The organism is Comamonas sp. MYb21 (genome assembly GCF_037479395.1).
In the GTDB taxonomy this organism is placed as follows: domain Bacteria; phylum Pseudomonadota; class Gammaproteobacteria; order Burkholderiales; family Burkholderiaceae_C; genus Comamonas.
Window position 1 is genome coordinate 124,282 of sequence record NZ_JBBGZC010000003.1, and the last position, 22,945, is coordinate 147,226.

The following is a 22,945-nucleotide window of genomic DNA, read 5'->3' on the forward strand; positions in this document are numbered from 1 at the left end:
TGGGGCTTCTTTCAGCGAATACTGCGCAGCGCGCGTTGGCAGATACGTGCGGTGCTGGGCGATGGCGTATCGCCCAGCCACTGGCTGCAGAGCTCGCGCACCCAGTCGGGCTGGTCCTTGGCGGCGTCGTTGAGCCAGTTGGCGACGGAATCCTGCACATAGATGGAGGGGTCGGCGCGCAGCGCTTGCAGCAGCGGCAGGGCCTGCGCGGGTGCCTTTTTGAGCGCGGCGATATGGGCACACCAGACGCCACGCGGGCGCAGTGCCTCGCAGGCAAAGCGGCGCAGCTTGTCTGACGGCGATGCCGTCCAGGGCAGCAGCTGTGCGATGGCCTCATCCAGAGCGCTGGCCAGGTGCGGGCGCAAGGCCATCCAGGCCCATTCGCGCACGCCAAAATGCCCATCGTCGGCCAGGCTTTCAATGGCGGCCAGGCGTGCCGGCAGGGCCAGCCCCACTTGGGCACCCACCATAAAACAGGCCCAGCCGCGCACGGTGTCTGCCGGGTGATTGCGGCATTGCGCGATGCCCTCGGGGCCCAGCGCATCCAGCAGCAGCTCGCCGATGCGGCCCATGCGCCCCAGAATACCCAGCGTGCAAGCCGCATCGGCTTGCTGCAGGGTCTGGGCAGAGAGACCGGGAAAGACGGTGCGCAGCAGCTGCGCCTGGTCCAGCGCCGTGCATTCAGCCAGCGTGGCCGTGGCGATTTCGCCGCTGGACAGTGCTTGCAGCACATCGGCGGGAATATCAGCAGCGCGGCTGGCGCCTTTGCGCGGGCTGTTCATGGCGCTGCCTGGCCCAGGTTGCGGGCCACCTTGTCCAGCAGCTGGGCCAGCTGCTGACGCTCGCTGGCCGACAGCCCGCCGTACAACCCGGCGATCCAGTGGCTATGCTGCGCAAACACCTGTTGGGCCAGCTGCCGGCCTTTGCCGGTGAGCCGTATGCGCAGCGCGCGGCGGTCGCTGGCCTCGGCATGGCGGGCCACCAGGCCTTCGCGCTCCAGGCCATCGAGCAGACCGGTGACGGTGGCCCGGGTCACGCCCGCACGCTCGGCCAGGGTGTTGGGCGCCAGGCCATCGGGCGCCGCGTCCAGCAGGAACAGCAGCACAAAACGCCCTTCAGACAGGCCATGCGGCGCCAGCAAGCGGGCGCAGTCGCGGTCGATTTCTCCTGCCAGCGTGAGCGTCTGGAAGCAGAGGCGAATCCCTGCCACATCGGGCATGCCGCGCCGCTGGGCTTCGTCCAGCAGGGCGTTGTACTTTTGGGCGAGTTGCATGATGGTGGCTGATAGTAAGGTGGCTAATTATATGCATAAAGCGATCTGAAGTCTGGTTGCAAGCTATGGGGATGGCGGTTGGCGAAGGCGCTGTGTGGCTAGAAGCAGTGCTCCGTCACAAGACGGGCGCCACCGGCAGGATCAGCCCAAACGTCGTCTCGCCGCCCTGCGACTGGGCAAACACCGAGCCGCCATGCATCTTGGCGATGGCTTTGACAATGGCCAGGCCCAGGCCATGGTGGCGCTCGGCGTTGTGGCGCGAGGCATCGGCGCGGTAGAAGCGGTCAAACAGGTGGCGCAGGTGTTCGGGCGCAATGTCGGGCCCGGTGTTGGTCACGGAGATGACCGCATGGGCATGCTCGTGCTGCCAGCGCGTGCGAATGTCGATGCGGATCGCAGAGCCCGCCAGCGCATAGCGGGTGGCATTGCTCAGCAGGTTGGACAGCGCGCGGCGCACCAGCGGCGCATCGACCTGGGCCTGCGCGTCGCCCAGCACTTCCAGGCGCAGGTCGGCATCGAGCGCAACCGCTTCATAGAACTCGACCACATCCTGGGCCACGGCGGCCAGGCTGACGACCCCGGTCTCGCGCGCGCCCACGCCCTGGTCGGCACGCGAGAGAAACAGCATGTCGCCCACCATCGCGGCGATGCGGCGCAGGTCCTCCAGGTTGGACTCAAGCACATCGCGCAGCTCATCGACCGAGCGGGGCTTGCGCAAGACCACTTCGGTGCTGCTGATCAAGGTGGCCAGCGGCGTGTTGAGTTCGTGCGCCACATCGGCGTTGAAGGCTTCGAGCTGGCGGTAGGCATCGGCCAGGCGGTCGAGCAGGGCATTGAACTGCGTGACGATGGGCTGCAGCTCCTGGGGCAGGCCGCTGCCGCCCAGCCGGCGCTCAAAATCGCGGGCCGACAGCAGGCTGATCTGCGAGACCAGCGAGGCGATGGGCTGCAGGCTGCGCTGCACCAGCAGGCCGCCAAACAGCGCCAGCAGCAAGGAGCCGGCGACCATGGCCGCAAACAAGGTCCAGCCCAGGCCGCGCAGCAAGGCCTCGTCGGGGCGCAGGTCCATCACCAAGGTGGCGGTGGCTGCGCGCGCCTGGTGGTACTGGGGCGCGGTGATGCCGACGGCAAAACTGCGCTGCATGGTGTGGTGGCCGCTCCAGTCGGGCGGGATGCTGTCGAACAGCACATGGCCCTGGTTGTCCACCACGCGGATCGCATAGTCGCCGTGGCCGGCCAGAAAATCGGTCAGCAGGTGGTCCAGCGCCTTGTCGCGGTGGGCCGTGCTGTCATCGCGCAGCACATGCATCAGCGACTGCTGCTTTTGGTCGAGCATCTCCTTTTGGCGGGCTGACAAGGTGTTGTCGAACACCAGGAACACCACCAGGCTGACGGCGCCCAGGCCCAGCATCGACAGCAGCGCCATCCAGCGCGAGAGCCGGCGCCCCAGGTGCGGTACGGCGGTGGTCGGGCTCATGGCTGGGCCCGGCTCTCCAGCACATAGCCCATGCCGCGCACGGTGTGGATCAAGGGTGCGGCAAAAGGCTGGTCCACCTTCATGCGCAGGCGCCGCACGGCCACTTCGACCACATTGGTCTCGCTGTCAAAGTTCATGTCCCAGACCTGCGAGGCCAGCTCGGTGCGCGAGAGCACCTCGCCCTGGCGGCGCAGCAGCAAGGCCAGCAGGTTGAACTCCTTGGCCGTCAGATCGAGCCGCACACCGGCGCGCACGGCCTTGCGCCGGATCAGGTCCAGCTCCAGATCGGCCTGGCGCAGCACCGTGGGCTCGGGCGACGCCGGATGGGCCTGCGCACGGCGCAGCAGCACCTGGATGCGGGCCACCAGCTCGGAAAACGCAAAAGGCTTGATCAGGTAGTCATCGGCGCCGCTTTGCAGGCCGCGCACCCGGTCCTGCACATCGCTGCGGGCCGTCAGCATCAGCACCGGGGTGGATTTGGCCTGGCGCAGCGCTGCCAGCACCGCAAAACCGTCGATGCCTGGCAGCATGCCGTCGAGCACGACCAGGTCGTAGTCCAGCTCCATGGCCAGGTGCAGGCCATCGATGCCGTTGGTGGCGACATCGACCGTATAGCTCTCCTCGGCCAGACCTTTGCGAAGGTACTCGCCGAGCTTGGCTTCGTCTTCAATCAGCAGCAGTCTCATGGCTGCCATTGTCCCTGATGGTGTGCGCGGGCGTGGATTACAAATTTGTCATGTTCCCGTCGGCCTGGTGTTCGTTGCCGCTTTCTACAGTCGCTGGCATCGCATAGGGATACCGCCTGCAACTGGGGCCTGCGGTGCGGGCCGCCGCTGGCGGGCCCTGCGCTGCCAAGGCCAGGTTGCGCGCGGTCTGCCACCACAGGAGAAGCCGCCATGACCACCCCGCAGCCAGCCCCCACCCGGGCCGGCATCCATCCCCCTCACACACCAAACCATCGAGGCCCGGCATGGCCAGCCTGGCTGCTGGGCGTCGCGCTGGCCAGCGCCTGGCTGCCCCAGGCCCAGGCAGCCGCCCAAAGCCTTGAGCCAGCCGCAGCCGCTGCGCCTGTGCAGGCCACCCCGGCGATCACGCTGGCCGCCGCCTGGGACAAGGCCCTGGCGGCCAACCCCGGTTTGCAGGCGGCCCGCCATGGCGCAGCTGCCGCCGAAGGCCTGGTGGTGCAAAGCCAGGCGCGTCCCAACCCGGAGCTGGCTGTCAGCATCGAAGACACCCGCCGCGAGACGCGCACCCACACCGTGCAGATCAACCAGCTGATCGAGCTGGGCGGCAAGCGCGAGGCACGCATGCAGCTGGCTGATACCGAAAAGTCAGCGGCCGAAGCCGGTGTCGCGGCCGCACTGGCGGCCTTGCGCTACCAGCTGCAGATCCACTTCAATGAGCTGCTGCTGGCCCAGCAGCGGGTGCACTTTGCGACCCAGACCCATGCCCTGGCGACCCAGGCGCTGGATGCCGCCAACAAGCGCGTACAGGCCGGCAAGGTGCCGCCGCTGGAGGCCAGCCGCGCCCAGGTGGCGCAGGCCAATGCGGCGATGGAGCTGGAGCAGGCGCGCTCATTGACCGGCGTGGCGCAGCACAACCTGGCCGCGCTCTGGGGCGGGCGCGGTACGGAGCTGGGGCTGGCGAGCGGCGACTTTTTGACCACCACGGCGGCCCCGACTGCCGAGCAGCTGGACCAGCGCCTCGATGAGGCGCCCGCCATGGTGCTGGCGCAGCGCGCGCTGGCGCAAAGCCAGGCCACATCGGCGCTGGAGCGCGCCAAACGCGTGCAGGACCCTACCGTGAGCCTGGGCGTCAAGCGCGCGCAGGATGTGGGCCGCAACCAGGTGTTTGTTGGCGTCAGCATCCCCTTGCCGCTGTTTGACCGCAATGCCGGCAACCAGCTGCAGGCGCTGCGCAAGGTGGACCAGGCCGAGCAGCAGCTGCAGGACCAGCGCCTGCAGCTGCAGGCCCAGGTGTTTGCTGCCCGCCAGCAGTGGCTCAGCAGCAACCAGCAGGTGGCGCTGCTGCAAAGCCAGGTGATCCCCACGGCGCAGTCGGCCTATGACCTGGCCGTGCGCGGCTTCTCGCTGGGCAAGTTCAGCTTTCTGGATGTGCTCGACGCCCAGCGCAGCCTGTTTGACAGCCAGCGCCAACTGCTGGACCAGCTGATGGCCTCGCACCGCGCCCGTGCGGAGATTGAACGCATCTTTGGCACGCCAGCGCTGGCGGCCGCTACAGGAACCTGAACCCATGTCCGAGAAAACCCCATTCGATACCTCGCTCCGCTCATCCAAACAGTGGATCGCCGCGGCGGTGATGGCCGCTGCCGGTGTGGCCGGCGGCGCCTATTTGTTGCGCGGCCCCGGCGCGGCGGCTGCAGCGCCCGCTGCAGCGGCAGCAGGCCACGGCGATGCGCCATCCCACCAGGATGGCGAGCACCATGGCGCAGCTGCTGCCAAAACCGGTGCCAAGGCGGGCGCCGATGCGCACCAGGAAGCCGACCAGCATGGCGATGGCGAACACCATGGTGAGAAAGCCGACAAAGCCGAGGCCAGCAGCAAGGACGCGCACGGCGCTGCCGCCGGCGGCCATGCCGAAGGCGACGAAGCGGGCGAGGGCCTCGTCAAGCTGAGCGCAGCGCAGGCCAAGGCGGCCGGCGTGGTGGTGGAGCAGGCGGGGCCGGCGTCCATCCAAAAGCAGGTGCTGCTGCCCGGCGAGATCCGCTTTGACGAAGACCGCACCGCGCACGTGGTGCCGCGCGTAGCGGGTGTCGTGGCCTCCGTCCACGCCCAGCTGGGCGAGCAGGTGGCCAAGGGGCAGCTGCTGGCCGTCATTCAGAGCCCGGCAGTGTCGGACCAGCGCAGCGAGCTGCAAACGGCGCAAAGGCGGCTGGCCTTTGCCAAGAGCAGCTACGCGCGCGAAAAGCAGCTGTGGCAGGAGCGGATATCTGCTGAGCAGGACTACCAGGCAGCGCGCCAAGCGCTGCAGGAGGCCGAAATTGCCGTGGCCAATGCCGCGCAAAAGCTGTCCGCCATTGGGGCGGGCGCGGCTGGCGCCAGCCGCTATGAGCTGCGTGCGCCACTGGCCGGCATGGTGGTGGAGAAGCACCTGACCGTCGGCGAATCGGTGACTGACAGCACGGCCTCGTTCACCGTGTCGGACCTGCGCTCGGTCTGGGCGGAGATCAGCGTGGCCGCGCCGCAATTGCCCGATGTGCGCATGGGCGCGCCGGTCGTCGTGCGTGCCACGGCGTTTGACTCCGAGGCCGAGGGCCGGATTGCCTATGTGGGAGCGCTGATTGGCGCGCAAACCCGCACGGCACCGGCGCGCGTGGCGCTGGCCAACCCGCAGGGGGTGTGGCGGCCGGGCCTGTTTGTCGATGTGGCGGTGCTGGCCGGGGAATCGCCCGTCCCCATTGCGGTGGACGCCAAAGCCATCCAGCGGCCCGATGGCAAGGAGAGCGTGGTGTTTGTGCCGGCCGAGGGCGGCTACCGGGCCCAGGTGGTTGAGCTGGGTGCGACGGATGGCAAGACCACCGAAGTCAAGTCGGGCCTGCAGGCCGGCCAGCGCTACGTCAAGCAGGGCTCCTTCCTGCTGCGCGCCGAGCTGGGCAAGGCCTCTGCTGAGCACGCGCATTGATCGGGAGCCCGCATGTTTGAACGCATCATCCGTTTTTCCATCGAGCAGCGCTGGCTGGTCATCCTGGCGGTGTTCGCCATGGCTGCGCTGGGCGTATTCAGCTACCAGCGCCTGTCCATCGATGCCGTGCCCGACATCACCAATGTGCAGGTGCAGATCAACACCCAGGCGCCGGGCTATTCGCCGCTGGAGACCGAGCAGCGCATCACCTACCCCATCGAGACCGTGATGGCGGGCCTGCCGCACCTGGAGCAGACCCGTTCGCTGTCACGCTACGGGCTGTCGCAGGTGACGGTGATCTTCAAGGACGGCACCGACATCTACTTTGCGCGCCAGCTGGTCAATGAGCGCATCCAGGAAGCGCGCGAGAAGCTGCCGCCCGGTATTGCGCCGAGCATCGGCCCCATCTCCACGGGTCTGGGCGAAATCTACCTGTGGACGGTGGAGGCGGAAGATAGCGCCAAAAAGCCTGATGGCACGCCCTACACCCCCATGGACCTGCGCGAGATCCAGGACTGGGTCATCAAACCCCAGCTGCGCAATGTGCCCGGCGTGACCGAGATCAACTCCATTGGCGGCTTTGCCAAGGAGTACCTGGTGGCACCACGGCCGGACAAGCTCGCGTCCTATGGCATCTCGATGGACAAGCTGGTCGCAGCACTGCAGAGCAACAACACCAATGTGGGGGCGGGCTATATCGAGCGCGAAGGCGAGCAGTACCTGATCCGCGCGCCCGGCCAGGTCAAGGGCATTGCGGACATCCAGGAAGTGATTGTGGGCAGCACCCAAGGCCAGCCGGTGCGCGTGCGCGACCTGGCCGAGGTGAGCCTGGGCCGCGAGCTGCGCACGGGCGCTGCCACCGACAACGGCCGCGAGGTGGTGCTGGGCACCGTGTTCATGCTGATCGGGGAGAACAGCCGCATCGTCTCCAAGGCGGTGGATGCGCGCATGGAGTCGATCCGCAAGACCTTGCCCGAAGGCGTGAAGATCGTGACCGTCTACGACCGCACCACCTTGGTGGAAAAAGCCATTGCGACGGTGAAGAAAAACCTGGTCGAAGGTGCGGCGCTGGTGGTGGTGGTGCTGTTCCTGTTCCTGGGCAATATCCGCGCTGCGCTGATCACGGCGCTGATCATTCCGCTATCGATGCTGTTCACCTTTACGGGCATGGTGAAGTACGGCATCAGCGCCAACCTGATGAGCCTGGGCGCGCTGGACTTTGGCATCATCATCGACGGGGCGGTGGTGATTGTGGAGAACTGCGTGCGGCGCCTGGCGCATGCGCAGGAGCGCAAGGGCAGCCCGCTCTCGCGCAGCGAGCGCTTTCATGAGGTGTTTGCCGCCGCCAAGGAATCGCGCCGTCCGCTGCTGTTTGGCCAGCTGATCATCATGGTGGTCTATCTGCCGATCTTTGCGCTGACGGGGGTGGAGGGCAAGATGTTCCACCCGATGGCGCTGACCGTGGTGCTGGCCCTGGTGGGCGCGATGCTGCTGTCCATCACCTTTATCCCGGCGGCCATTGCCTTGTTTATTGGCAGCAAGGTGGGCGAGAAGGAGAACCGCCTGATGACCTGGGCACGCAAGGCCTACGAGCCCTTGCTCTCGCGGGTGATGCGCATGCCGGTGGTGGTGCTGACGGCGGCTGTCGTTTCGGTGGCCCTGAGCCTGCTGCTGGCCTCGCGCCTGGGCAGCGAGTTTGCGCCGAATTTGAACGAGGGCGACTTCGCGATCCAGGCGCTGCGGGTGCCGGGCACGAGCCTGACGCAATCGCTGGAGATGCAGATGCAGATCGAGCGCGCGCTCAAGGACCAGGTGCCCGAGATCGAGCGCGTGTTTGCCCGCACCGGCACGGCCGAGATTGCCTCGGACCCGATGCCGCCCAATATCTCGGATGGCTACATCATGCTCAAGCCGCGTGCGCAGTGGCCGGATCCGCAGCGCAGCCGCGAGGACCTGCTGGCCCAGGTGCAGGAGGTCGTCGAGGCGATACCGGGCAGCAACTACGAGTTCTCGCAGCCGATCCAGCTGCGCTTCAACGAGCTGATATCGGGCGTGCGCAGCGATGTGGCGGTCAAGGTGTTTGGCGATGACATGCAGGTGCTCGAACGCACGGCCCAATCGATTGCCGCGATGCTGCAGAAGGTGCCCGGCGCCTCCGAGGTGAAGGTGGAGCAGACCACGGGCCTGCCGATGCTGACGGTGCAGGTGGACCGGGAAAAGGCATCGCGCTATGGCCTGAACATGGGCGATGTGCAGCAGACCATTGCCACGGCGGTGGGCGGCCAGGAGGCCGGCACGGTGTTTGAAGGCGACCGGCGCTTTGACATCCAGGTGCGCCTGCCCGAGGCGCTGCGCAGCGATCTGGCCGCGCTGGAGCGCCTGCCCATTGCGCTGCCGCAGCAGGAGGGCAGCCGCCTGGGCTTTGTGCCCTTGTCGGCGGTGGCCAGCTTTGCGCTGTCGCCCGGGCCCAACCAGGTCAGCCGCGAGGATGGCAAACGCCGCATTGTGGTGAGCGCCAATGTGCGCGGCCGCGATATCGGCTCCTTTGTCGAGCAGGCGCAGCAGGACCTGGGCGCGATGGCACTGCCCAGCGGCTACTGGACGCGCTGGGGCGGCACCTTCGAGAACATGCAATCGGCCCAGCAGCGGCTGCAGATTGTCGTGCCCGTCGCGCTGCTGCTGGTGTTCACCTTGCTGTTTGCGATGTTCAACAACGTGCGCGACGGTCTGATCGTCTTTACCGGCATTCCGTTTGCACTGACTGGCGGCATTCTGGCGCTGTGGCTGCGGGGCATTCCGCTGTCGATTTCTGCCGCCATTGGCTTTATTGCGCTGTCCGGCGTAGCCGTGCTGAACGGCCTGGTGATGATCTCGTCGATCCGCGCGCTGCGCGAGGGTGGGCTGGCCGTTCCCGATGCCGTGCACACCGGAGCGCTGTCGCGCCTGCGGCCCGTGCTGATGACGGCCCTGGTCGCATCGCTGGGCTTTGTGCCGATGGCCATTGCAACCGGCACGGGTGCCGAGGTGCAGCGCCCCTTGGCCACCGTGGTGATTGGCGGCATCTTGTCGTCGACCGTGTTGACCCTGTTGGTTCTGCCCTTGCTGTACCGCCTGGTGCACCGGCACGATCCGTCGGAGGATGAGTTGGACGACAAAGAGGGCGCTGACAAGCCCGCTGCGCACCCGGCCTGAGCCTTCCAAACGCAGATACAACAAAGCCATGGCCCAGCCCGCCATGGCTTTGTTGTATCTGCTATTTAAGCGGCCTGCGCATTGCAGCAATGTCATCTTGCTGTGGGGCTTTGGTCAGCGTGTTTTTTCAACAATGGAGCCATCTCGAATGCAGTCGCAGCGAGAGTATTTTCACCCTCATGAAAGGCATTGCAACCATGCAAAAGACACGCACCTCCACCCTGTTGTCCCTGGCTTTCGCAGCCCTGTCGCTGGGCATGCTGGGCAACGCATCGGCCAGCGCCACCTTGCACTCGGCCCCGACGGAAAAGGGCTATGAGCTCTACCCCGAACATGCCCAGCCAGGCAAAAGCCGCGCGCAGGTGCAGGCGGAGACCGCCCAGGCACTGCAAAAACGCGGCCCCAACGCCTTGCGCAGCAGCAACTACCCGCCCGCGCCTGTCGCCTCCGGCCCAGGCAAGACGCGCCAGCAGGTGATCGATGCCTACACCAGCGAGACGCCGGCAGAGAGAAAGGCCCGCTTGCAAATGTTCCGTGGCTAAACGCTGCGTGGCTCTACAAGGTGGCGCAGTGCGCCACCTTTTTTTGCGCCCTCTGATCTCCCGCGACCAGGCCTTTAGCCCACATGCAGATGCTGTTTGACCGCCGGTGTCGCTGGCGTCTCGGCCAGGCCGGCGAGGATGCCGCAGTGCTCCACATCCTGGGTGCCCCGGCAGCGGTCACGCAGGGCGATCAGCTGGGCTTCCAGCCCGCGCAGCTCCTGGATGCGCAGGGCGACGTGGCCGATATGCGCTTCGAGCAGTTTGTCCACCGTTTCGGCGCAGTCCTGGGCCGGCTCGTCCTTGTAGCGCAGCAGCTCGCGCACTTCGTCCAGCGACATCTGCAGCCCCCGGCAGTTGCGGATGAACTGCAGGCGCTCCAGGTGCTGCTCTTCATAGATGCGGTAGTTGCTGGCGGTGCGCGTGGGCTGCGGCAGCAGGCCTTCGCGCTCGTAGTAGCGGATGGTTTCCACGGGCGTCGCCGAGGCCGTGGCCAGTTCACCGATTTTCATGTCATTGCCCTCATGTCCATACGGAGTCTAGCGATTTAGGCTTGACATTGTAGTTACTACAGGGTTTTTAATCGAAGCAACAGGGAGCACGCTTTATGACCCAAACGAATTCCAACCCCGTCACCGCCCATTCCGACACCGCGCAGCGCCATGCCCATGGCCATGCAGCGGCATCCTGCTGCGCCGGCAAAGACCAGCAGGCCGCCGCCGTGGCCGCCAAGGGGCACGACCATAGGCACGATCACGGCCATAGCCACGACAAGGGTCACGATCACAGCCATGGCCAAGACCATGCGCATGCCCATGCCCCAGCAGCAACAGCTGCAGCGCATGCGCATAGCGACTGCTGCAGCCCCGACCTGGGCGCTGCCGCCCAGGCCAGCTCGGCCTTGCAGGCCGATGACGGCGCCTTGCTGCTGCGCATTCCCGCGATGGACTGCCCCGTGGAAGAGGGGCAGATTCGCCAGATCCTCGAAGGCGCGGCAGGCGTCAGGCTGCTGCAGTTTGACCTGCCGGCCCGCACCTTGCGGGTCGAAGCCGACCCGCAGCAATGGGCGGCAGTGACGGAGAAGATCCAGGCCGCAGGCTTTAGCACCGAAACGCTGTCGGCCCCGCCGGCTGCCGCCGATGTGCAGAAGGCACAGCGTGTGGAGCTCTACCGCCTGATTGCCGCGCTGGTGGTGGCAGCCACCGCCGAGCTGCTGCACCTGCTGACACCCGAAACCTCGGTCTGGCGCATGGTCGGCATGGCGGTCGCCGCGCTGGCCATTGCGTTGTCGGGCCTGGGCGTGTTCAAGAAAGGCCTGTCGGCCTTGCTGCGCGGCCAGCTGGGTATCAATGCGCTGATGAGCGTGGCGGTGATCGGCGCCTTTGTCATTGGCCAGTGGCCTGAGGCGGCCATGGTGATGGCGCTGTACTCGCTGGCCGAGCTGATTGAGGCGCGCTCGGTGGACCGCGCGCGCAATGCGATTGCCCAGCTGCTGGCACTGTCGCCGCCGCAGATCGAGGCCAGGCAGGCCGATGGCAGCTGGCAGATCCAGGACGCCAAGACGGTGGCGGTCGGCACGCTGGCGCGGGTCAAGCCCGGCGAGCGCTTTGCTTTGGATGGCGTGGTGACCAGCGGCCAAAGCGCGGTGGACCAGTCCTCCGTGACCGGCGAGAGCATTCCGGTGGACAAGGCACCGGGCGACCCGGTGTTTGCCGGCACGATCAACCAAAGCGGCTCGCTGGAGTTCGAGGTCAGCAAGCTGTCGACCGACACCGTGCTGGCCCGCATCATCCACGCGGTGGAGCAGGCCCAGGGCCAGCGCGCGCCCACGCAGCGTTTTGTGGACAGCTTTGCCCGCATCTACACCCCCGCTGTGTTTGTGCTGGCTGTGGCAGTCGCCGTGCTGCCGCCTCTGATGCTGGACTGGCCCTGGCTGACCGCCATCTACAAGGCCTTGGTGCTGCTGGTCATCGCCTGCCCTTGCGCGCTGGTGATCTCCACGCCAGTGACCGTTGTCAGCGGCCTGTCGGCCGCCGCCCGCCGGGGCATTCTGGTCAAGGGCGGCGCCTATCTGGAAGAGGCGCGCAAGCTGCGCGTCGTCGCCCTGGACAAGACCGGCACCATCACCGCCGGCACCCCTCAGCTGGTGCAGACGCGCATGCTGTCGACCAGCACCGATGCCCCCCAGATCGAGCGCATCGCCAAAAGCCTGGCCGCGCGCTCGGACCACCCGGTATCGAAGGCGGTCGCCGCCGGTATTGATGGTGAGGTGCTGGAGGTGGGCAACTTTGCCGCCGAGCTGGGCCGCGGCGTCAAGGGCGATATCGGTGGCCACAGCTATGTGCTGGGCAACCACCGCTGGATCCATGAGCGCGGCCAGTGCTCTGCCGAGGTGGAGGCGCTGATGCTGGCGATGGAGGAGCAGGGCCAGACCGTCTCGGTGCTGGCCAGCGCGCAAGGCGTGCTGGGCCTGTTTGCGGTGGCCGACACCACCAAGGAATCGAGCAAGCAGGCGATTGCTGAATTGAAGGCCCTGGGCATCCGCACCGTGATGCTGACCGGCGACAACGAAGCCACCGCCCGCGCCATTGCCGCGCAGGTGGGCATCGACGAGGTCAAGGCCAACCTGCTGCCCGAGGACAAGCTCCAGGTCATCAACGGCCTGGTGGCCCAGCAGCCGACCGGCATGGTGGGTGACGGCGTCAACGACTCGCCCAGCCTGGCCGCCGCCTCGATCGGCTTCTCGATGGGCGGCGCCGGCACCGACATCGCCAAGGAGGCCGCCGACATCCTCATCATGAACGACGACCTGCGCCGCGTGCCCGAGACCGTGCTGCTGTCCAAGCGCACCTACGCCATCCTGTGGCAGAACATCATCTTCGCGCTGGGCATCAAGGCGGTGTTCTTTGCGCTGGCGGTGTTGGGCAATGCCTCGATGTGGATGGCGGTGTTTGCGGATATGGGGGCGAGTCTGCTGGTGGTGTTCAATGGGCTGCGGCTGCTGCGGGTGCCTAAAAAATAGGCTGTCGCACAGGGGCGCTTGAGCAAGCCCAGGCCCCGGTGGTTGCGCCATCGCAGGGTGCGAACTGAAAGAGGCACCGCAGCGCAACAAGCGCCGATGCCCCCCGGTGTGGTCAGTGCGAACGTCCTGCCGCCGCCCAGGTAATCAGCTTGGCGATAGCCACAGCCGGCAGCACGATGAACACATAAGAGGCGGACCGCGCCAGGCGAGAGCCTTCAATGTACCGAGCGATAGCAGGGCCATGGCGGTAATACCAGCGAATGAATGCCTTGCCAAACGCAGTGCGGACCAGCATGGTGTCCCGGAAAGACCGGAGGAATGTGACATTCGGGTGCTGTGCACTGCCCATGGTTGCAGTGATCACAAAGCAATACGAGGATTTTCTTTTTGGATAGGGGAGTTGGTAGCCGGGCTCCAGCGCTACGAGCTTCTCTGCATATAAATTGAAAATAACGCGCAGCTCTTTCTCGTAATCATCGTTGAGATGTTTGACGGTCGTGGCATTGCCATTGGCAGGATCTTTGAATTTGATGCCTGAAATATTGTCACTGCATATCTGGACAATATTTTTGAGAATTTGGGTGTCCTTGGGGTTGTAGCTGTGCGCGGTTTCGAGCAGCGAAATAATCTCTCGGCACAGCGTCAAATGACTGGCCCATGCGCCATGGGCCGCGACAAGCCTTGCAATGATGCTGCTTGCCATTTGGTAATTGGTCGCGCCAACACTTGCCATGTCCCTTGCAGCTGCTGCTTTCATATCGGCGACCTTATCGGGGGGCGATAATTTAATGGCCTGTGCAATGGCAACCTGCATTTCTTTCAGGTGTTGAAAGCTCCCGTTGCCCATCGCGCCAGCGGCCTTCCCCTTGCCATACCAGGCATCCGCATTGCGAGGCTCTATCTCCAATACCTTGGTGTAATAGCCGTAGGCTTCTGAAAAATTTCTCGCCGCCAAAGCGACATGCGCCAGCTCCATAAAAGTGGATGCGCTGCCAGAAATCAATCGAATGGCTTGTCTCACGACGACATCGACACCACAGTACATGCATTTGACGATGTCGTGGTCATCGGGTACTTGGAGCTTTCCCGAGCAGGAAGGGCATAGGGCAGGCACAAATGGCATAAACTCTTTCGATATCTTCAAGTGTTCGGGGCAGCAGCGAGGAGTCTGGAATTCCTCCAAATGGCTTATGTTCCGATCTTCGTCGCGGCGGACATTCAATCATTTCCCGCCCAATGCCGGAGTGGGTGCAAGCTTCGGTTGGTTTTGCTTATAGATAGAGAAGCAGTGCATTGGACCTCGGGCGCTGGATAGTCTACCGCTGGCTGGGCGGGCCCATGGCACGCGGACCATCCCGTATTTGGACCATGCATTCTGCCGAGATGCTGAAGAGCCCCATGACAGATCCCATCGACCTACTCACCCACAACCAAGCCGCCTGGAACCGCCAAGCCGCGCAAGGCTGCGCATGGTCTGCCCCGGTCAGCGCTGAAGCGATTGCAACCGCCCGCGCGGGCGACTGGAGTGCCGCCCGCCTCACGCCCGGGCCCTTGCCTGCAGGGTGGCTGGCGCAGGTGCGTGGCCGGCGCATTCTGTGCCTGGCAGCCGGAGGAGGGCAGCAGGCCCCCATCCTGGCAGCGGCGGGCGCTGTCGTGACCGTGTTCGATTTCTCCGAAGGGCAGCTGGACCAGGACCGCCAAGTCGCCGCCAGAGAGGGCCTGGAGCTGCGCTGTGTGCAGGGCGATATGCGTGATCTCTCCGTCTTTGCCGACGCCAGCGTTGACGTCATCTTCCACCCCATCTCCAACCTCTACATCCCCGATGTACGCCCGGTCTGGCGCGAATGCGCGCGCGTTCTGGCGCCGCGTGGCGAGCTGCTGTCTAGCTTTTGGAACCCGGTGGTCTTTGTGGCCGACCGCGACCCGGCCTTGACGGCCCAGGGGCTTGTGCGCCCCAACCGCCGGCTGCCCTTTTCCGACTTAGCGCACTTGTCTGCTGAAGACCTGGCCGCCAAGCGCGAGCGCGGCGAGGCCCTGGTGTTTGGCCATACGCTGGCAGACCAGATTGGCGGCCAGCTGGATGCGGGCTTGGTGCTCACCGGCTTCCATGAGGACTGGCAGCCCCATCCGCGCTTTGTGGTGGAGAATGTGATTCCGACTTTTATTGCTACCAGGGCGTTGAAGCTCGGATGATCAATCATTCGCTTGCCACCTGCATCACAGGCCGATGCCTATTGACGTGTAGCTTGGTCAGCAGAAGCCACTTTGAGGAGCGACATGATGTCAGCAAACTCCGGGAAGCCCGTCTTTTACCCAAGCCAGATGGCTCGTGAAGCCCTCGCAACTCGGTTTGGGTTGCCATTTCACTACAGCATGCAGGATTGGGAATGGGAGGTTGCAGATGTGAAGCGCTTCGATGAGTTTTTTGAGGCCTATCGAGCAGAGGGCGTCACGGATGCGGAGCGATATTCCCTGATGGAGATCCTGATTCAGTGTGTCGAGGAAATGCCTTTGTCTTTGTTTGATTCCGCTTGGCAGCGTATTGAACTGTCCTTGTTAGCCAGACCTGAAATTCACGCTTCAACCATTTCATACTGGGCCTGCCTTGAAGACATTGGGCCGGAGGCGGAGTTTGAAGTTTCTAGGAACATGCGCCGGATATGGCGCATGATTTCTGACCAGATGTGAGACGCCCACCTGTCATAGAAGACCAGTGGTCTAAGCCGAGAGCTGCTTGAACACCAACGAAACAATCACCCCACCAAACCCATTGGGCATCGTGCCTTCAATCGCATGTACCGATAGACTGCCGCGAATGAAAACGAGCCCTTCAGCCCACGGGGTCAGGGTTGTCCAGGTTGAGGAGCTGCGGGGCCATCTGGTTGCGCAAGGCTGACACGATAAAGATCGCAGCGGTCCCGTCAGAGGCACCTAGCATATGGCAGGGGTCTGATCCGGTGGGGGTGTTCATGGATAGCGGTTATTGCGAGGTGGGGCTCCAAGCCATAAGCGCGCGAGGTCGATAGACTTGGCAGCCATGCGCCTTCCGACTTTTGAAGAAATCAACATCCATGATTCGCTGGATGAGCGTTTTGCCGCCCAGATGTTCTTGGGGAAGAGCATTGCCGAGGCCGTCGAGATGTTTCGGGCGCATTCCATGCCATGCGCTGAAGCGCTCGCCGATATGGGGCCGCAAGCACGTGTTTTTTATTTGGCGGCCTACCTGCAGTATCTGGCCTCGGAGGACTCTAGAGGTGATACCGATGCGGCCGCTGGTTTGACCCGTGTTGCACAGGAAGTCATGGGGTCAGGCATGGACAGCGGGGAGATTCAAAAACAGCTTCTGGCAGCACTTGAAAGAATTCATTCCCAGTTTGCAAGATATGCCCCTGATCGGCTGACACAGCGCATCTACCACCAGGTGCCCGCAGATGTTCGGCGGACCATTCGTATGCTGCGCTTGCGCATGGATACTTAGCTGCCCATTTTGTATGGCTGGCGTTTGTTGTAGTCGATGGACGAGCCTCATCAGTTGCTTTTTCCACCCCTTGGCTTTTGAAGCATGGAGACGGATGATGTCTTTTGAATTTTTATGCGCCTCATGCGGTGAGGTGCACCAGGGGATGCCCTCCTTTGGCGTACTCACCCCGTTCAGTTATGACGATATATCGCCCAATGAGCGCGCGATGCGCTGCACACTCTCAACAGATACCTGCACTGTTGATGGCAGGTTCTTTTTTGTCCGTGCGTGCCTTGAGATTCCTGTTCAAGGGGAGCCCGAGCCTTTTTCCTGGGGGGTTTGGGTATCGCTCAGCGCCGAGAGCTACAACCAATGGCTTGAATTTGAGTTCATTGACAAACGCTCGCATATTGGACCATTCTTTGGATGGCTCAACACAGACTTGATGCCCTATCCAGACACATTGAACCTCAAGACGCGGGTGCATCTTCGCGATGACGGGATTCGGCCTTTTATTGAGCTGGAGCCCACCGAACACCCACTTGCCATCGAACAGCGGCAAGGCATCTCGGTGGACCGTGTCGCAGAACTGTATGCGATGGTGATGCACGATCCGTCGTCATGACCTGACAGGGCTGACGGCCGCGATGGCCGCTCGTACCTGCCATCTTCTGTGCTTCCCAGGCACCCATAACAGGTCCCATTGACCTTCTCGCCCGTAGCCTAAGCCGCCTGGATCCGCCAGGTCGCGCAACGCTGCGCATGATGGGCCTTGGTCAGTGCAGAAAGGATTGCAACCGCCCGCGCTGGCAACCAGAGTGCCGCCCGCCTCAGGCCATGGTCATTATCTGTTGGGTATCCAGGGCATGTGCGCGATCGGCGCAACGATGCCCTAGTGCCACCGAGCAACCGTAACCAAGCGGCGCCGCGCAGGTTAATACGCACCCATATAGTCGCGCTTGCCCACCTCCACACCGTTGTGGCGCAGGATGGCATAGGCGGTGGTCACATGGAAGAAAAACTGCGGCAGACCATAGTGCAGAAGGTAGGCGCTGGCGGTCAGCTTCTTTTCCTTGGGCGTGCCGGGGCGCAATACGATGTCGCGGCTTTCGCTGAGATCAAATTGCGCGGCAGGGAAGGATGCGAGATGCGCCAGCGCCTTGGCGATCAAGGCTTGAAGGTCAGCGAAGCTGGTCTCCGTGTCGGGCCAGGAGGGCACTTCAGCACCCGCCAGGCGCGAAGCAATGCCTTTGGAGAAGTCAGAGGCGATCTGCACCTGACGGACGAGAGGAAACATGTCGGGAAACAGCCGCGCCTGCAGCAGCGCATTGGGGTCGATATTGCGTTGCGCCGCGTAGTCTTCGGCCTTCTTGAGCACATCGGACAGCGCACGCAGCATCTGCTGCATGACGGGAATGGAGGCGGTGTACAGCGGGCTGGTCATAGGGGGTTCACTTTTCAGAAGGGGCGCGATGGCCGAGGTGGGGCTGGCAGGGATCCTGCTGGCCATGGAAGGCTAACAGCAAAAGAACACAGCATCATGTGTGGTGCCGTTACAGGCTTGCGGGTCGCGCGTTGCCTGTGTGAAAAATGTGGTGGCGAATGCCAAGGGCCCCCGGCTCTTCTTGGCATGGCTGAAGCGCTTATGAGCGCTCAAACCGCTTCAACACCAACGAAGCATTCACCCCGCCAAAGCCAAACCCATTGAGCATGGCATGCTCTATCGCATGCGCCCGCGCACTGCCGCGAACCAGATCCAGCCCGGCGGCCAAGGGGTCGGGGTTGTCCAGATTGAGCACGGGGGGCGCGATCTGGTCGCGCAGGGCCAATACGGTAAAGATGGCAGCAGCCCCGCCAGCAGCGCCCAGCATATGTCCCAGGGCCGACTTGGTGGCGGTGATGGATGGGCCCGTGCCGGCACCAAACACCTGGCGGATAGCAGCGAGTTCGCCGCGATCGCCCACCGGGGTGGAGGTGGCATGGGCATTGAGGTGCTGGATATCGCCGGGCTGCAGCTGCGCCTGGCGCAAGGCGGCGCGCATGGAGCGGGCGGCGCCCGATCCGTCCTCGGGGCCGGAGGTGACATGGTAGGCATCGGCCGAGGTGCCATAACCGACGACCTCGGCCAGCGGTGTGGCGCCACGCGCCAAGGCGTGGTCCAAGGCCTCCAGCACCAGCAGGCCTGCGCCTTCGGCCATCACAAAGCCTTCGCGCGCCATGTCAAAAGGCCGGGACACCTGGCCGGGATGGTCCTCGCCTCCGGTGGCGACGGCCTTGGCTGCTGCAAAGCTGCCCAGCGCCACGCGGTCAATCGTGGCCTCGCTGCCGCCGCACAGCGCCATGTCCGCCTCGTTGTTGCGAATCAAGCGTGCCGCATCGCCAATCGCCTGGATGCTGGCGGCGCAGGCCGTGACCGGCGCGCCCAGCGGGCCCTTGAGCTGGTGGCGGATGGAGACCTGGCCGGCGGCCAGATTGGCCAGAAAGGCCGGCACGGTGAAGGGCGAGAGGCGCTGCGGCCCCTTGCCATCGGTGGTGCGTACCGCGTCGGTGATGGTGCTAAAGCCCCCCACGCCGGAGCCGATGATGGTGGCTGCGCGCTCTTGCTGCTCGGCGCTGGCTTGGCCCCACTGCGCATGCGCCAGCGCCTGGTCTGCGGCGCCCAGCGCAAAGGCGATAAAGCGGTCCATGCGGCGCAGCTCCTTGGCGGCAATGAGGGCCTCGGCGCTCCAGCCGGCTTGCGGGTCTTCTTCCAAACTGGGTACGCGGCCAGCGACCGTGACGCCGGTGCCTTCACCGACCTCGGCGGCCAGTGTGCGCACGCCCGATTGGCCCGCCAGCAAGCGCTGCCAGGCCAGCTCCACATTGCAACCCAGGGGTGACACCAGGCCCAGCCCGGTGATGACGACGCGACGATCCATATGGCAGCTTTCGCGGTTGGACGCCATCGCGGAAAAACGGGCGCCCAGCCTTATTGATGATGGTCGTCATCATAAATGAGTTTTGATGATGGGTATCATCTAACGCATGAAAGTCAGCAAAGCACAAGCGGCCGAACACCGCGAAGACATCGTCGATGCCGCTGCACGCCTCTACCGAGAAAAAGGCCTGGAGGGCGTGGGCGTGGCCGAGATCACGCGCGACGCGGGCCTGACGCATGGCGGGCTCTACCGGCACTTCGCGTCCAAGGATGCCCTGGCCAGAGAGGCCTGCCTGCGCGCCTTTGACTGGACCATCACGCCGCTGGAGGGCCTGGATAGTGCTGGTGCCCATGACGACCCCGCTGCCCGGCTGCGTGCCTTGGTGCATGGCTACCTGTCTGCCAACCACCGCGACCACCCCGGCGACGGCTGCCCCGCAGCCGCCTTGGCCACCGATGCAGCCCGCGCCGGGCCGGAAATGTCCGAGGTATTTGCGCTGGGGGTGGAGCGCAATATCCAGCGCTTTATGGCCGTGTTACCCGATGACCGTGTGGACAGGCGCAGCCAGACCATCGTGGCGCTGAGCAGCATGGTCGGCGCCCTGGTGCTGGCCCGCGCCACGGCGGCAGGCAATCCGGGGCTGTCGGAAGAGATCTTGGCTACTTTGCGGGAGCAGTTGGCACCGGCAGACGATGAATGATAGGTTTCAAGATGGCGCTGGAAACCGCCTGCAGCAGTAGGCGAATGACGAGCTCCACGGCATCTTCAACCTAAGACCGCAACGGGCATAAATCTACCCTTTCCATCCTTCAATCGGTCATTGGGCGTCAAGGACGTAAATGGTGGCATGAGGTTTCAACACGCCTGAGGAAAAGGGCAGTGTGGTTGCGTTCCCAGGGAGGCATGGAATGCGCACCTCACTCCGGCGCCCCAAACGCCCCCTCACGCGACAGCCCATAGCCGGCGATAAAGAACTCGTAGCTCAGCCCCGTAGCCACATCCGTCGCAGTCTCGATGCCAATCGTCTCCAGCGCGCCCTCCAGGATCTGCGCCTGCTTCAAGGGCTTGGCATCGATCTGCTGGGCGACGATATAGCTCCCATCCGCTGCCCGAAAAACCACATCGCCCTGGGGCGTCACTGCCTCAATCACATTCTGCATCGCTGGCTCCAAATTCATAATGGCCGGGCACGGTGGCCCAGCACCTTATGGGTGACTGTACGCAGGCAGCAGCCCATCCGGTAGTGGGCGCAGGCTTGCAGAACTCGTAATCTGGATTTACGAATGGGTTTGCGTATACATTCGCATTTATGACGAATCTGCGCGCCATCGATATCTTTGTCAAAGCCCTGGAAGGGGGCTCCATCGCCTCGGCTGCACGCCAGCTGGGTATCTCTCCGGCGGCAGCCAGCCAAAACATTGCGCGGCTGGAGCGCGAGCTGGGCTCGCGGCTGATCACACGCACCACGCGCTCGATGGCCTTGACCGAAGCGGGCGAGCGCTACCTGGCCCGGGTGGCGCCGGTGCTCGATGAACTGGCGCGGGCGCAGGCCGATGTGTCGCTGGTGCATGGGGTTGTGCAAGGGCGGCTGCGGGTGGCCTGTATGGCTGCCTTTGGCCGACATGTGCTGGCGCCCTTGCTGCCGGCCTTCCAGGCGCGCCACCCGCAGCTGGAGCTGGAATTGCTGGTGACCGACCGCGATGTCGATGTGCTCAAGGAGGATGTGGACGTCAGCATCCGCTACCGCGATGTACTGGAGCCCGGCATGTCGGTGCGGCCGCTCGCCGCCATGCCGCGCCTTCTCTATGCCTCACCCGCGTATCTGGAAAAACATGGCCGCCCGCAGGTGGCTGACGACCTGCTGCAGCATGCCTGCTTGCTGTACCGCCGAGAGCGGGACGGGCGCTTTATGCGCTGGCCCTTTGTGCGCGATGGCCGCCGGGTCGACCCTGGCCTGCGCATTGCCGCCATTGGCACCGATATCGATGCGCTGGTGGAGCTGGCCGTTGCCGGTGGCGGCATTGTCTGGGCTGGCAGCTTTATCACGCAGCGCCATGTGCAGGAAGGGCGGCTGCTGCCCTTGGTGCTGCAGCCCGCGCGCAAGGGTCGAAAAGCAGCACCGGGCCCACTGATGCTGGAGGATGTGACGCTGGACTTTTTTGCCTGCTTCCGCGACCGGCAGTATGTGCCGGCCAAGGTGCGCAGCTTTGTGGACTATTTGCTGGAGGTGCTGCCGGGGCATCCTCGCTTGGAGAATAAATAAAGCGGGAGGCCCTTAGACTACACATCAAGAATTGGCAGACAACATGACCTTCAATATCCAAGGCTGGATCGAAATCTCACGCTGGCCGGACTCCGGGGGGGACGAGCATGCGTGGCAAGGTGTTCTCAACTTGGGCTCCGTCGTAGACGTAGCTGACGCCGTTTCTGAGCGTCTCTTTGGCCTTTCCAGAAAGAGTGTCCAAAGGCCGCATATTGACAATGCCATTGCTGCCAGGCGCGGCGTTCCTCCAAATCCATCCCCACAGGTTCAAGATGCCATCCGGCAAATTCGTGCGGATGTAGATTTATATGGCAAAGGAGAGTGCGGAGGCTTTACATATGCCACCTGGGAGGAGATTCGTCATTGTTCATTCAACGAGATGTCTTTCGAAGAGGAGTGGCGCATACCATTTGGAGTTTCCAGACTTCTAGAGGCACGATGTCCCGCATCACAAATAAGGTTTGTTGTCTGGTTCGTTTGGTGATCTTCTCCGTCCAAGAGATCTGCTTCTGGAGACTCTCGCCATGTATGAAGGTTGTGGTTGTCTTGAGTAACCCCTTGCAGATGCTTATACGTTGCAGGATTTAGGCGCTGGAGCTTACGCTCGGCTCCGCAGGCTTTGAGGCAGAAATTTGCTATTCAGTGCCTACAAAACGAGCGTGTCGTCATCCTTTCCCGTTGATGGCGTCTGCTCCCCGTACTCCAAATGGATCAGCGGATAAGGTCGCCCCTGCCCATCCACCGCCGAGCGGCCGGTGCGCCGAAAGCCCATCTTTTCGTAAAAGCCCACCGCTTGGGCGTTCTGCTCGTTGACATCGGTGCGCATCTGCGCATGCAGTGACAGCCCATGGCGAACCAGTGCGGCGCCCAGGCCTTGGCCTCGGGCGGCGGGGTCGACAAACAAGGCTTCCATGTGGCCGTTGTCGATGAGCATGAAGGCGAGTGGGTGGTCCTGCGCATCAACGGCCAGCCAGAGCGGCGCCTGGGGCAGGAAGCGGCTGACCAGCACATCCAGGGCGGCGCGGTCGTCCGGCTGCAGAAAGTGGTGGGTGGCGTCCACGGCCTGGCGCCAGATCTCGACGGCGCGTGGGCCATCTTCGGGGCGGGAAGGGCGAATGGTGATCATCGCGGAATTATGCACAGGCCTGTTGTGCTGGGG

Annotated in this window: 23 protein-coding genes; 12 read left to right on the plus strand and 11 right to left on the minus strand. The window is 64.0% G+C overall.

The genetic code is table 11. From position 1 onward, the window contains the following. Positions 1-11: 11 nt before the first annotated feature. From WH367_RS05590 to WH367_RS05605, 4 genes are all read right to left on the minus strand, one after another. Entirely contained in the window at positions 12-782 is a 771-nt protein-coding gene (locus tag WH367_RS05590; RefSeq protein ID WP_339534747.1) for a DNA alkylation repair protein, read from the minus strand. Then, positions 779-1,273 carry a MarR family winged helix-turn-helix transcriptional regulator gene (locus WH367_RS05595; protein ID WP_339534749.1) on the minus strand — a complete coding sequence of 165 codons (495 nt, stop codon included), beginning with the start codon at positions 1,271-1,273 and terminating at the stop codon, positions 779-781. The genes WH367_RS05590 and WH367_RS05595 overlap by 4 nt, the downstream gene beginning before the upstream one ends. Before the next feature lie 115 nt (positions 1,274-1,388). Continuing rightward, positions 1,389-2,750 (minus strand): heavy metal sensor histidine kinase, encoded by a 1,362-nt coding sequence (locus WH367_RS05600; protein WP_339534751.1) that lies wholly within the window; start codon positions 2,748-2,750, stop codon positions 1,389-1,391. Beyond that, entirely contained in the window at positions 2,747-3,436 is a 690-nt protein-coding gene (locus WH367_RS05605; protein WP_027010427.1) for a heavy metal response regulator transcription factor, read from the minus strand. Before WH367_RS05605 ends, WH367_RS05600 begins: the two co-directional genes overlap by 4 nt. A 210-nt stretch (positions 3,437-3,646) precedes the next feature. On the opposite strand from WH367_RS05605, the gene WH367_RS05610 reads away from it, so the two are divergent. The 4 genes from WH367_RS05610 (at position 3,647) to WH367_RS05625 (ending at position 10,126) form a co-directional block, all read left to right on the plus strand. Then, complete coding sequence (locus WH367_RS05610; RefSeq protein WP_339534754.1) at positions 3,647-4,999, plus strand: TolC family protein; 1,353 nt, start codon at positions 3,647-3,649, stop codon at positions 4,997-4,999. A gap of 4 nt (positions 5,000-5,003) precedes the next feature. After that, the gene (locus WH367_RS05615) at positions 5,004-6,392 is read left to right on the plus strand and encodes an efflux RND transporter periplasmic adaptor subunit (protein WP_339534756.1); all 1,389 of its coding nucleotides are present in this window, start codon (positions 5,004-5,006) and stop codon (positions 6,390-6,392) included. Between the two features lie 12 nt (positions 6,393-6,404). Continuing rightward, positions 6,405-9,584 (plus strand): efflux RND transporter permease subunit, encoded by a 3,180-nt coding sequence (locus WH367_RS05620; protein ID WP_339534758.1) that lies wholly within the window; start codon positions 6,405-6,407, stop codon positions 9,582-9,584. A gap of 197 nt (positions 9,585-9,781) precedes the next feature. Further along, positions 9,782-10,126 carry a DUF4148 domain-containing protein gene (locus WH367_RS05625; RefSeq protein WP_339534759.1) on the plus strand — a complete coding sequence of 115 codons (345 nt, stop codon included), beginning with the start codon at positions 9,782-9,784 and terminating at the stop codon, positions 10,124-10,126. A 74-nt stretch (positions 10,127-10,200) separates the two neighbouring features. Here the strand turns inward: WH367_RS05625 and cadR are convergent, their stop codons facing one another. Then, positions 10,201-10,635, minus strand: a complete 435-nt coding sequence (gene cadR / locus WH367_RS05630; RefSeq protein WP_339534760.1) for a Cd(II)/Pb(II)-responsive transcriptional regulator — start codon at positions 10,633-10,635, stop codon at positions 10,201-10,203. A 95-nt stretch (positions 10,636-10,730) separates the two neighbouring features. On the opposite strand from cadR, the gene WH367_RS05635 reads away from it, so the two are divergent. Beyond that, entirely contained in the window at positions 10,731-13,145 is a 2,415-nt protein-coding gene (locus WH367_RS05635; RefSeq protein WP_445228074.1) for a heavy metal translocating P-type ATPase, read from the plus strand. 112 nt (positions 13,146-13,257) lie between these two features. Here the strand turns inward: WH367_RS05635 and WH367_RS05640 are convergent, their stop codons facing one another. After that, on the minus strand, positions 13,258-14,289 hold the full coding sequence (locus tag WH367_RS05640; protein ID WP_339534761.1) for a tetratricopeptide repeat protein: 1,032 nt from the start codon (positions 14,287-14,289) through the stop codon (positions 13,258-13,260). 254 nt (positions 14,290-14,543) lie between these two features. On the opposite strand from WH367_RS05640, the gene WH367_RS05645 reads away from it, so the two are divergent. Both WH367_RS05645 and WH367_RS05650 read left to right on the plus strand, forming a co-directional pair. Further along, a complete protein-coding gene (locus tag WH367_RS05645; protein ID WP_339534762.1) occupies positions 14,544-15,338 on the plus strand; it encodes a class I SAM-dependent methyltransferase in 795 nt (264 codons plus the stop codon). 87 nt (positions 15,339-15,425) lie between these two features. Beyond that, on the plus strand, positions 15,426-15,833 hold the full coding sequence (locus WH367_RS05650) for a hypothetical protein (protein ID WP_339534764.1): 408 nt from the start codon (positions 15,426-15,428) through the stop codon (positions 15,831-15,833). A 142-nt stretch (positions 15,834-15,975) separates the two neighbouring features. Here the strand turns inward: WH367_RS05650 and WH367_RS05655 are convergent, their stop codons facing one another. Then, positions 15,976-16,116, minus strand: a complete 141-nt coding sequence (locus WH367_RS05655; protein ID WP_339534766.1) for a hypothetical protein — start codon at positions 16,114-16,116, stop codon at positions 15,976-15,978. A gap of 66 nt (positions 16,117-16,182) precedes the next feature. On the opposite strand from WH367_RS05655, the gene WH367_RS05660 reads away from it, so the two are divergent. Both WH367_RS05660 and WH367_RS05665 read left to right on the plus strand, forming a co-directional pair. Continuing rightward, on the plus strand, positions 16,183-16,623 hold the full coding sequence (locus tag WH367_RS05660; protein WP_339516347.1) for a hypothetical protein: 441 nt from the start codon (positions 16,183-16,185) through the stop codon (positions 16,621-16,623). A gap of 97 nt (positions 16,624-16,720) precedes the next feature. Then, positions 16,721-17,230, plus strand: a complete 510-nt coding sequence (locus WH367_RS05665; RefSeq protein ID WP_339534768.1) for a DUF2199 domain-containing protein — start codon at positions 16,721-16,723, stop codon at positions 17,228-17,230. Between the two features lie 309 nt (positions 17,231-17,539). Here WH367_RS05665 and WH367_RS05670 read toward each other — a convergent pair whose 3' ends face one another. Then, complete coding sequence (locus tag WH367_RS05670; RefSeq protein WP_339534770.1) at positions 17,540-18,049, minus strand: DUF1993 domain-containing protein; 510 nt, start codon at positions 18,047-18,049, stop codon at positions 17,540-17,542. Between the two features lie 199 nt (positions 18,050-18,248). Then, the gene (locus WH367_RS05675) at positions 18,249-19,523 is read right to left on the minus strand and encodes a beta-ketoacyl-[acyl-carrier-protein] synthase II (RefSeq protein WP_339534772.1); all 1,275 of its coding nucleotides are present in this window, start codon (positions 19,521-19,523) and stop codon (positions 18,249-18,251) included. A gap of 106 nt (positions 19,524-19,629) precedes the next feature. On the opposite strand from WH367_RS05675, the gene WH367_RS05680 reads away from it, so the two are divergent. Further along, a complete protein-coding gene (locus WH367_RS05680) occupies positions 19,630-20,223 on the plus strand; it encodes a TetR/AcrR family transcriptional regulator (RefSeq protein WP_339534774.1) in 594 nt (197 codons plus the stop codon). 217 nt (positions 20,224-20,440) lie between these two features. Here WH367_RS05680 and WH367_RS05685 read toward each other — a convergent pair whose 3' ends face one another. After that, positions 20,441-20,683 (minus strand): hypothetical protein, encoded by a 243-nt coding sequence (locus tag WH367_RS05685; RefSeq protein WP_133248169.1) that lies wholly within the window; start codon positions 20,681-20,683, stop codon positions 20,441-20,443. A 149-nt stretch (positions 20,684-20,832) separates the two neighbouring features. On the opposite strand from WH367_RS05685, the gene WH367_RS05690 reads away from it, so the two are divergent. Both WH367_RS05690 and WH367_RS05695 read left to right on the plus strand, forming a co-directional pair. Then, positions 20,833-21,786: a LysR family transcriptional regulator gene (locus WH367_RS05690; protein WP_339534777.1), complete on the plus strand. Its 954-nt coding sequence runs from the start codon at positions 20,833-20,835 to the stop codon at positions 21,784-21,786. Positions 21,787-21,829: 43 nt separating this feature from the next. Continuing rightward, complete coding sequence (locus WH367_RS05695; RefSeq protein WP_339534779.1) at positions 21,830-22,270, plus strand: hypothetical protein; 441 nt, start codon at positions 21,830-21,832, stop codon at positions 22,268-22,270. Positions 22,271-22,432: 162 nt separating this feature from the next. Here the strand turns inward: WH367_RS05695 and WH367_RS05700 are convergent, their stop codons facing one another. Next, entirely contained in the window at positions 22,433-22,912 is a 480-nt protein-coding gene (locus WH367_RS05700; protein WP_339534781.1) for an acetyltransferase, read from the minus strand. Positions 22,913-22,945: the final 33 nt, after the last annotated feature.

Bases quoted from the DNA above. Each gene is read 5' to 3' on its own strand.
- WH367_RS05600 (WP_339534751.1), bottom strand. From the start codon at position 2,750: ATGAGCCCGACCACCGCCGTACCGCACCTGGGGCGCCGGCTCTCGCGC.
- WH367_RS05695 (WP_339534779.1), top strand. From the start codon at position 21,830: ATGACCTTCAATATCCAAGGCTGGATCGAAATCTCACGCTGGCCGGAC.
- WH367_RS05680 (WP_339534774.1), top strand. From the start codon at position 19,630: ATGAAAGTCAGCAAAGCACAAGCGGCCGAACACCGCGAAGACATCGTC.
- WH367_RS05635 (WP_445228074.1), top strand. From the start codon at position 10,731: ATGACCCAAACGAATTCCAACCCCGTCACCGCCCATTCCGACACCGCG.
- WH367_RS05615 (WP_339534756.1), top strand. From the start codon at position 5,004: ATGTCCGAGAAAACCCCATTCGATACCTCGCTCCGCTCATCCAAACAG.
- WH367_RS05620 (WP_339534758.1), top strand. From the start codon at position 6,405: ATGTTTGAACGCATCATCCGTTTTTCCATCGAGCAGCGCTGGCTGGTC.
- WH367_RS05690 (WP_339534777.1), top strand. From the start codon at position 20,833: ATGACGAATCTGCGCGCCATCGATATCTTTGTCAAAGCCCTGGAAGGG.
- WH367_RS05685 (WP_133248169.1), bottom strand. From the start codon at position 20,683: ATGCAGAATGTGATTGAGGCAGTGACGCCCCAGGGCGATGTGGTTTTT.
- WH367_RS05655 (WP_339534766.1), bottom strand. From the start codon at position 16,116: ATGAACACCCCCACCGGATCAGACCCCTGCCATATGCTAGGTGCCTCT.
- WH367_RS05660 (WP_339516347.1), top strand. From the start codon at position 16,183: ATGCGCCTTCCGACTTTTGAAGAAATCAACATCCATGATTCGCTGGAT.
- WH367_RS05675 (WP_339534772.1), bottom strand. From the start codon at position 19,523: ATGGATCGTCGCGTCGTCATCACCGGGCTGGGCCTGGTGTCACCCCTG.
- WH367_RS05610 (WP_339534754.1), top strand. From the start codon at position 3,647: ATGACCACCCCGCAGCCAGCCCCCACCCGGGCCGGCATCCATCCCCCT.
- WH367_RS05595 (WP_339534749.1), bottom strand. From the start codon at position 1,273: ATGCAACTCGCCCAAAAGTACAACGCCCTGCTGGACGAAGCCCAGCGG.
- WH367_RS05590 (WP_339534747.1), bottom strand. From the start codon at position 782: ATGAACAGCCCGCGCAAAGGCGCCAGCCGCGCTGCTGATATTCCCGCC.
- WH367_RS05605 (WP_027010427.1), bottom strand. From the start codon at position 3,436: ATGAGACTGCTGCTGATTGAAGACGAAGCCAAGCTCGGCGAGTACCTT.
- cadR (WP_339534760.1), bottom strand. From the start codon at position 10,635: ATGAAAATCGGTGAACTGGCCACGGCCTCGGCGACGCCCGTGGAAACC.
- WH367_RS05650 (WP_339534764.1), top strand. From the start codon at position 15,426: ATGTCAGCAAACTCCGGGAAGCCCGTCTTTTACCCAAGCCAGATGGCT.
- WH367_RS05665 (WP_339534768.1), top strand. From the start codon at position 16,721: ATGTCTTTTGAATTTTTATGCGCCTCATGCGGTGAGGTGCACCAGGGG.
- WH367_RS05700 (WP_339534781.1), bottom strand. From the start codon at position 22,912: ATGATCACCATTCGCCCTTCCCGCCCCGAAGATGGCCCACGCGCCGTC.
- WH367_RS05670 (WP_339534770.1), bottom strand. From the start codon at position 18,049: ATGACCAGCCCGCTGTACACCGCCTCCATTCCCGTCATGCAGCAGATG.
- WH367_RS05625 (WP_339534759.1), top strand. From the start codon at position 9,782: ATGCAAAAGACACGCACCTCCACCCTGTTGTCCCTGGCTTTCGCAGCC.
- WH367_RS05645 (WP_339534762.1), top strand. From the start codon at position 14,544: ATGACAGATCCCATCGACCTACTCACCCACAACCAAGCCGCCTGGAAC.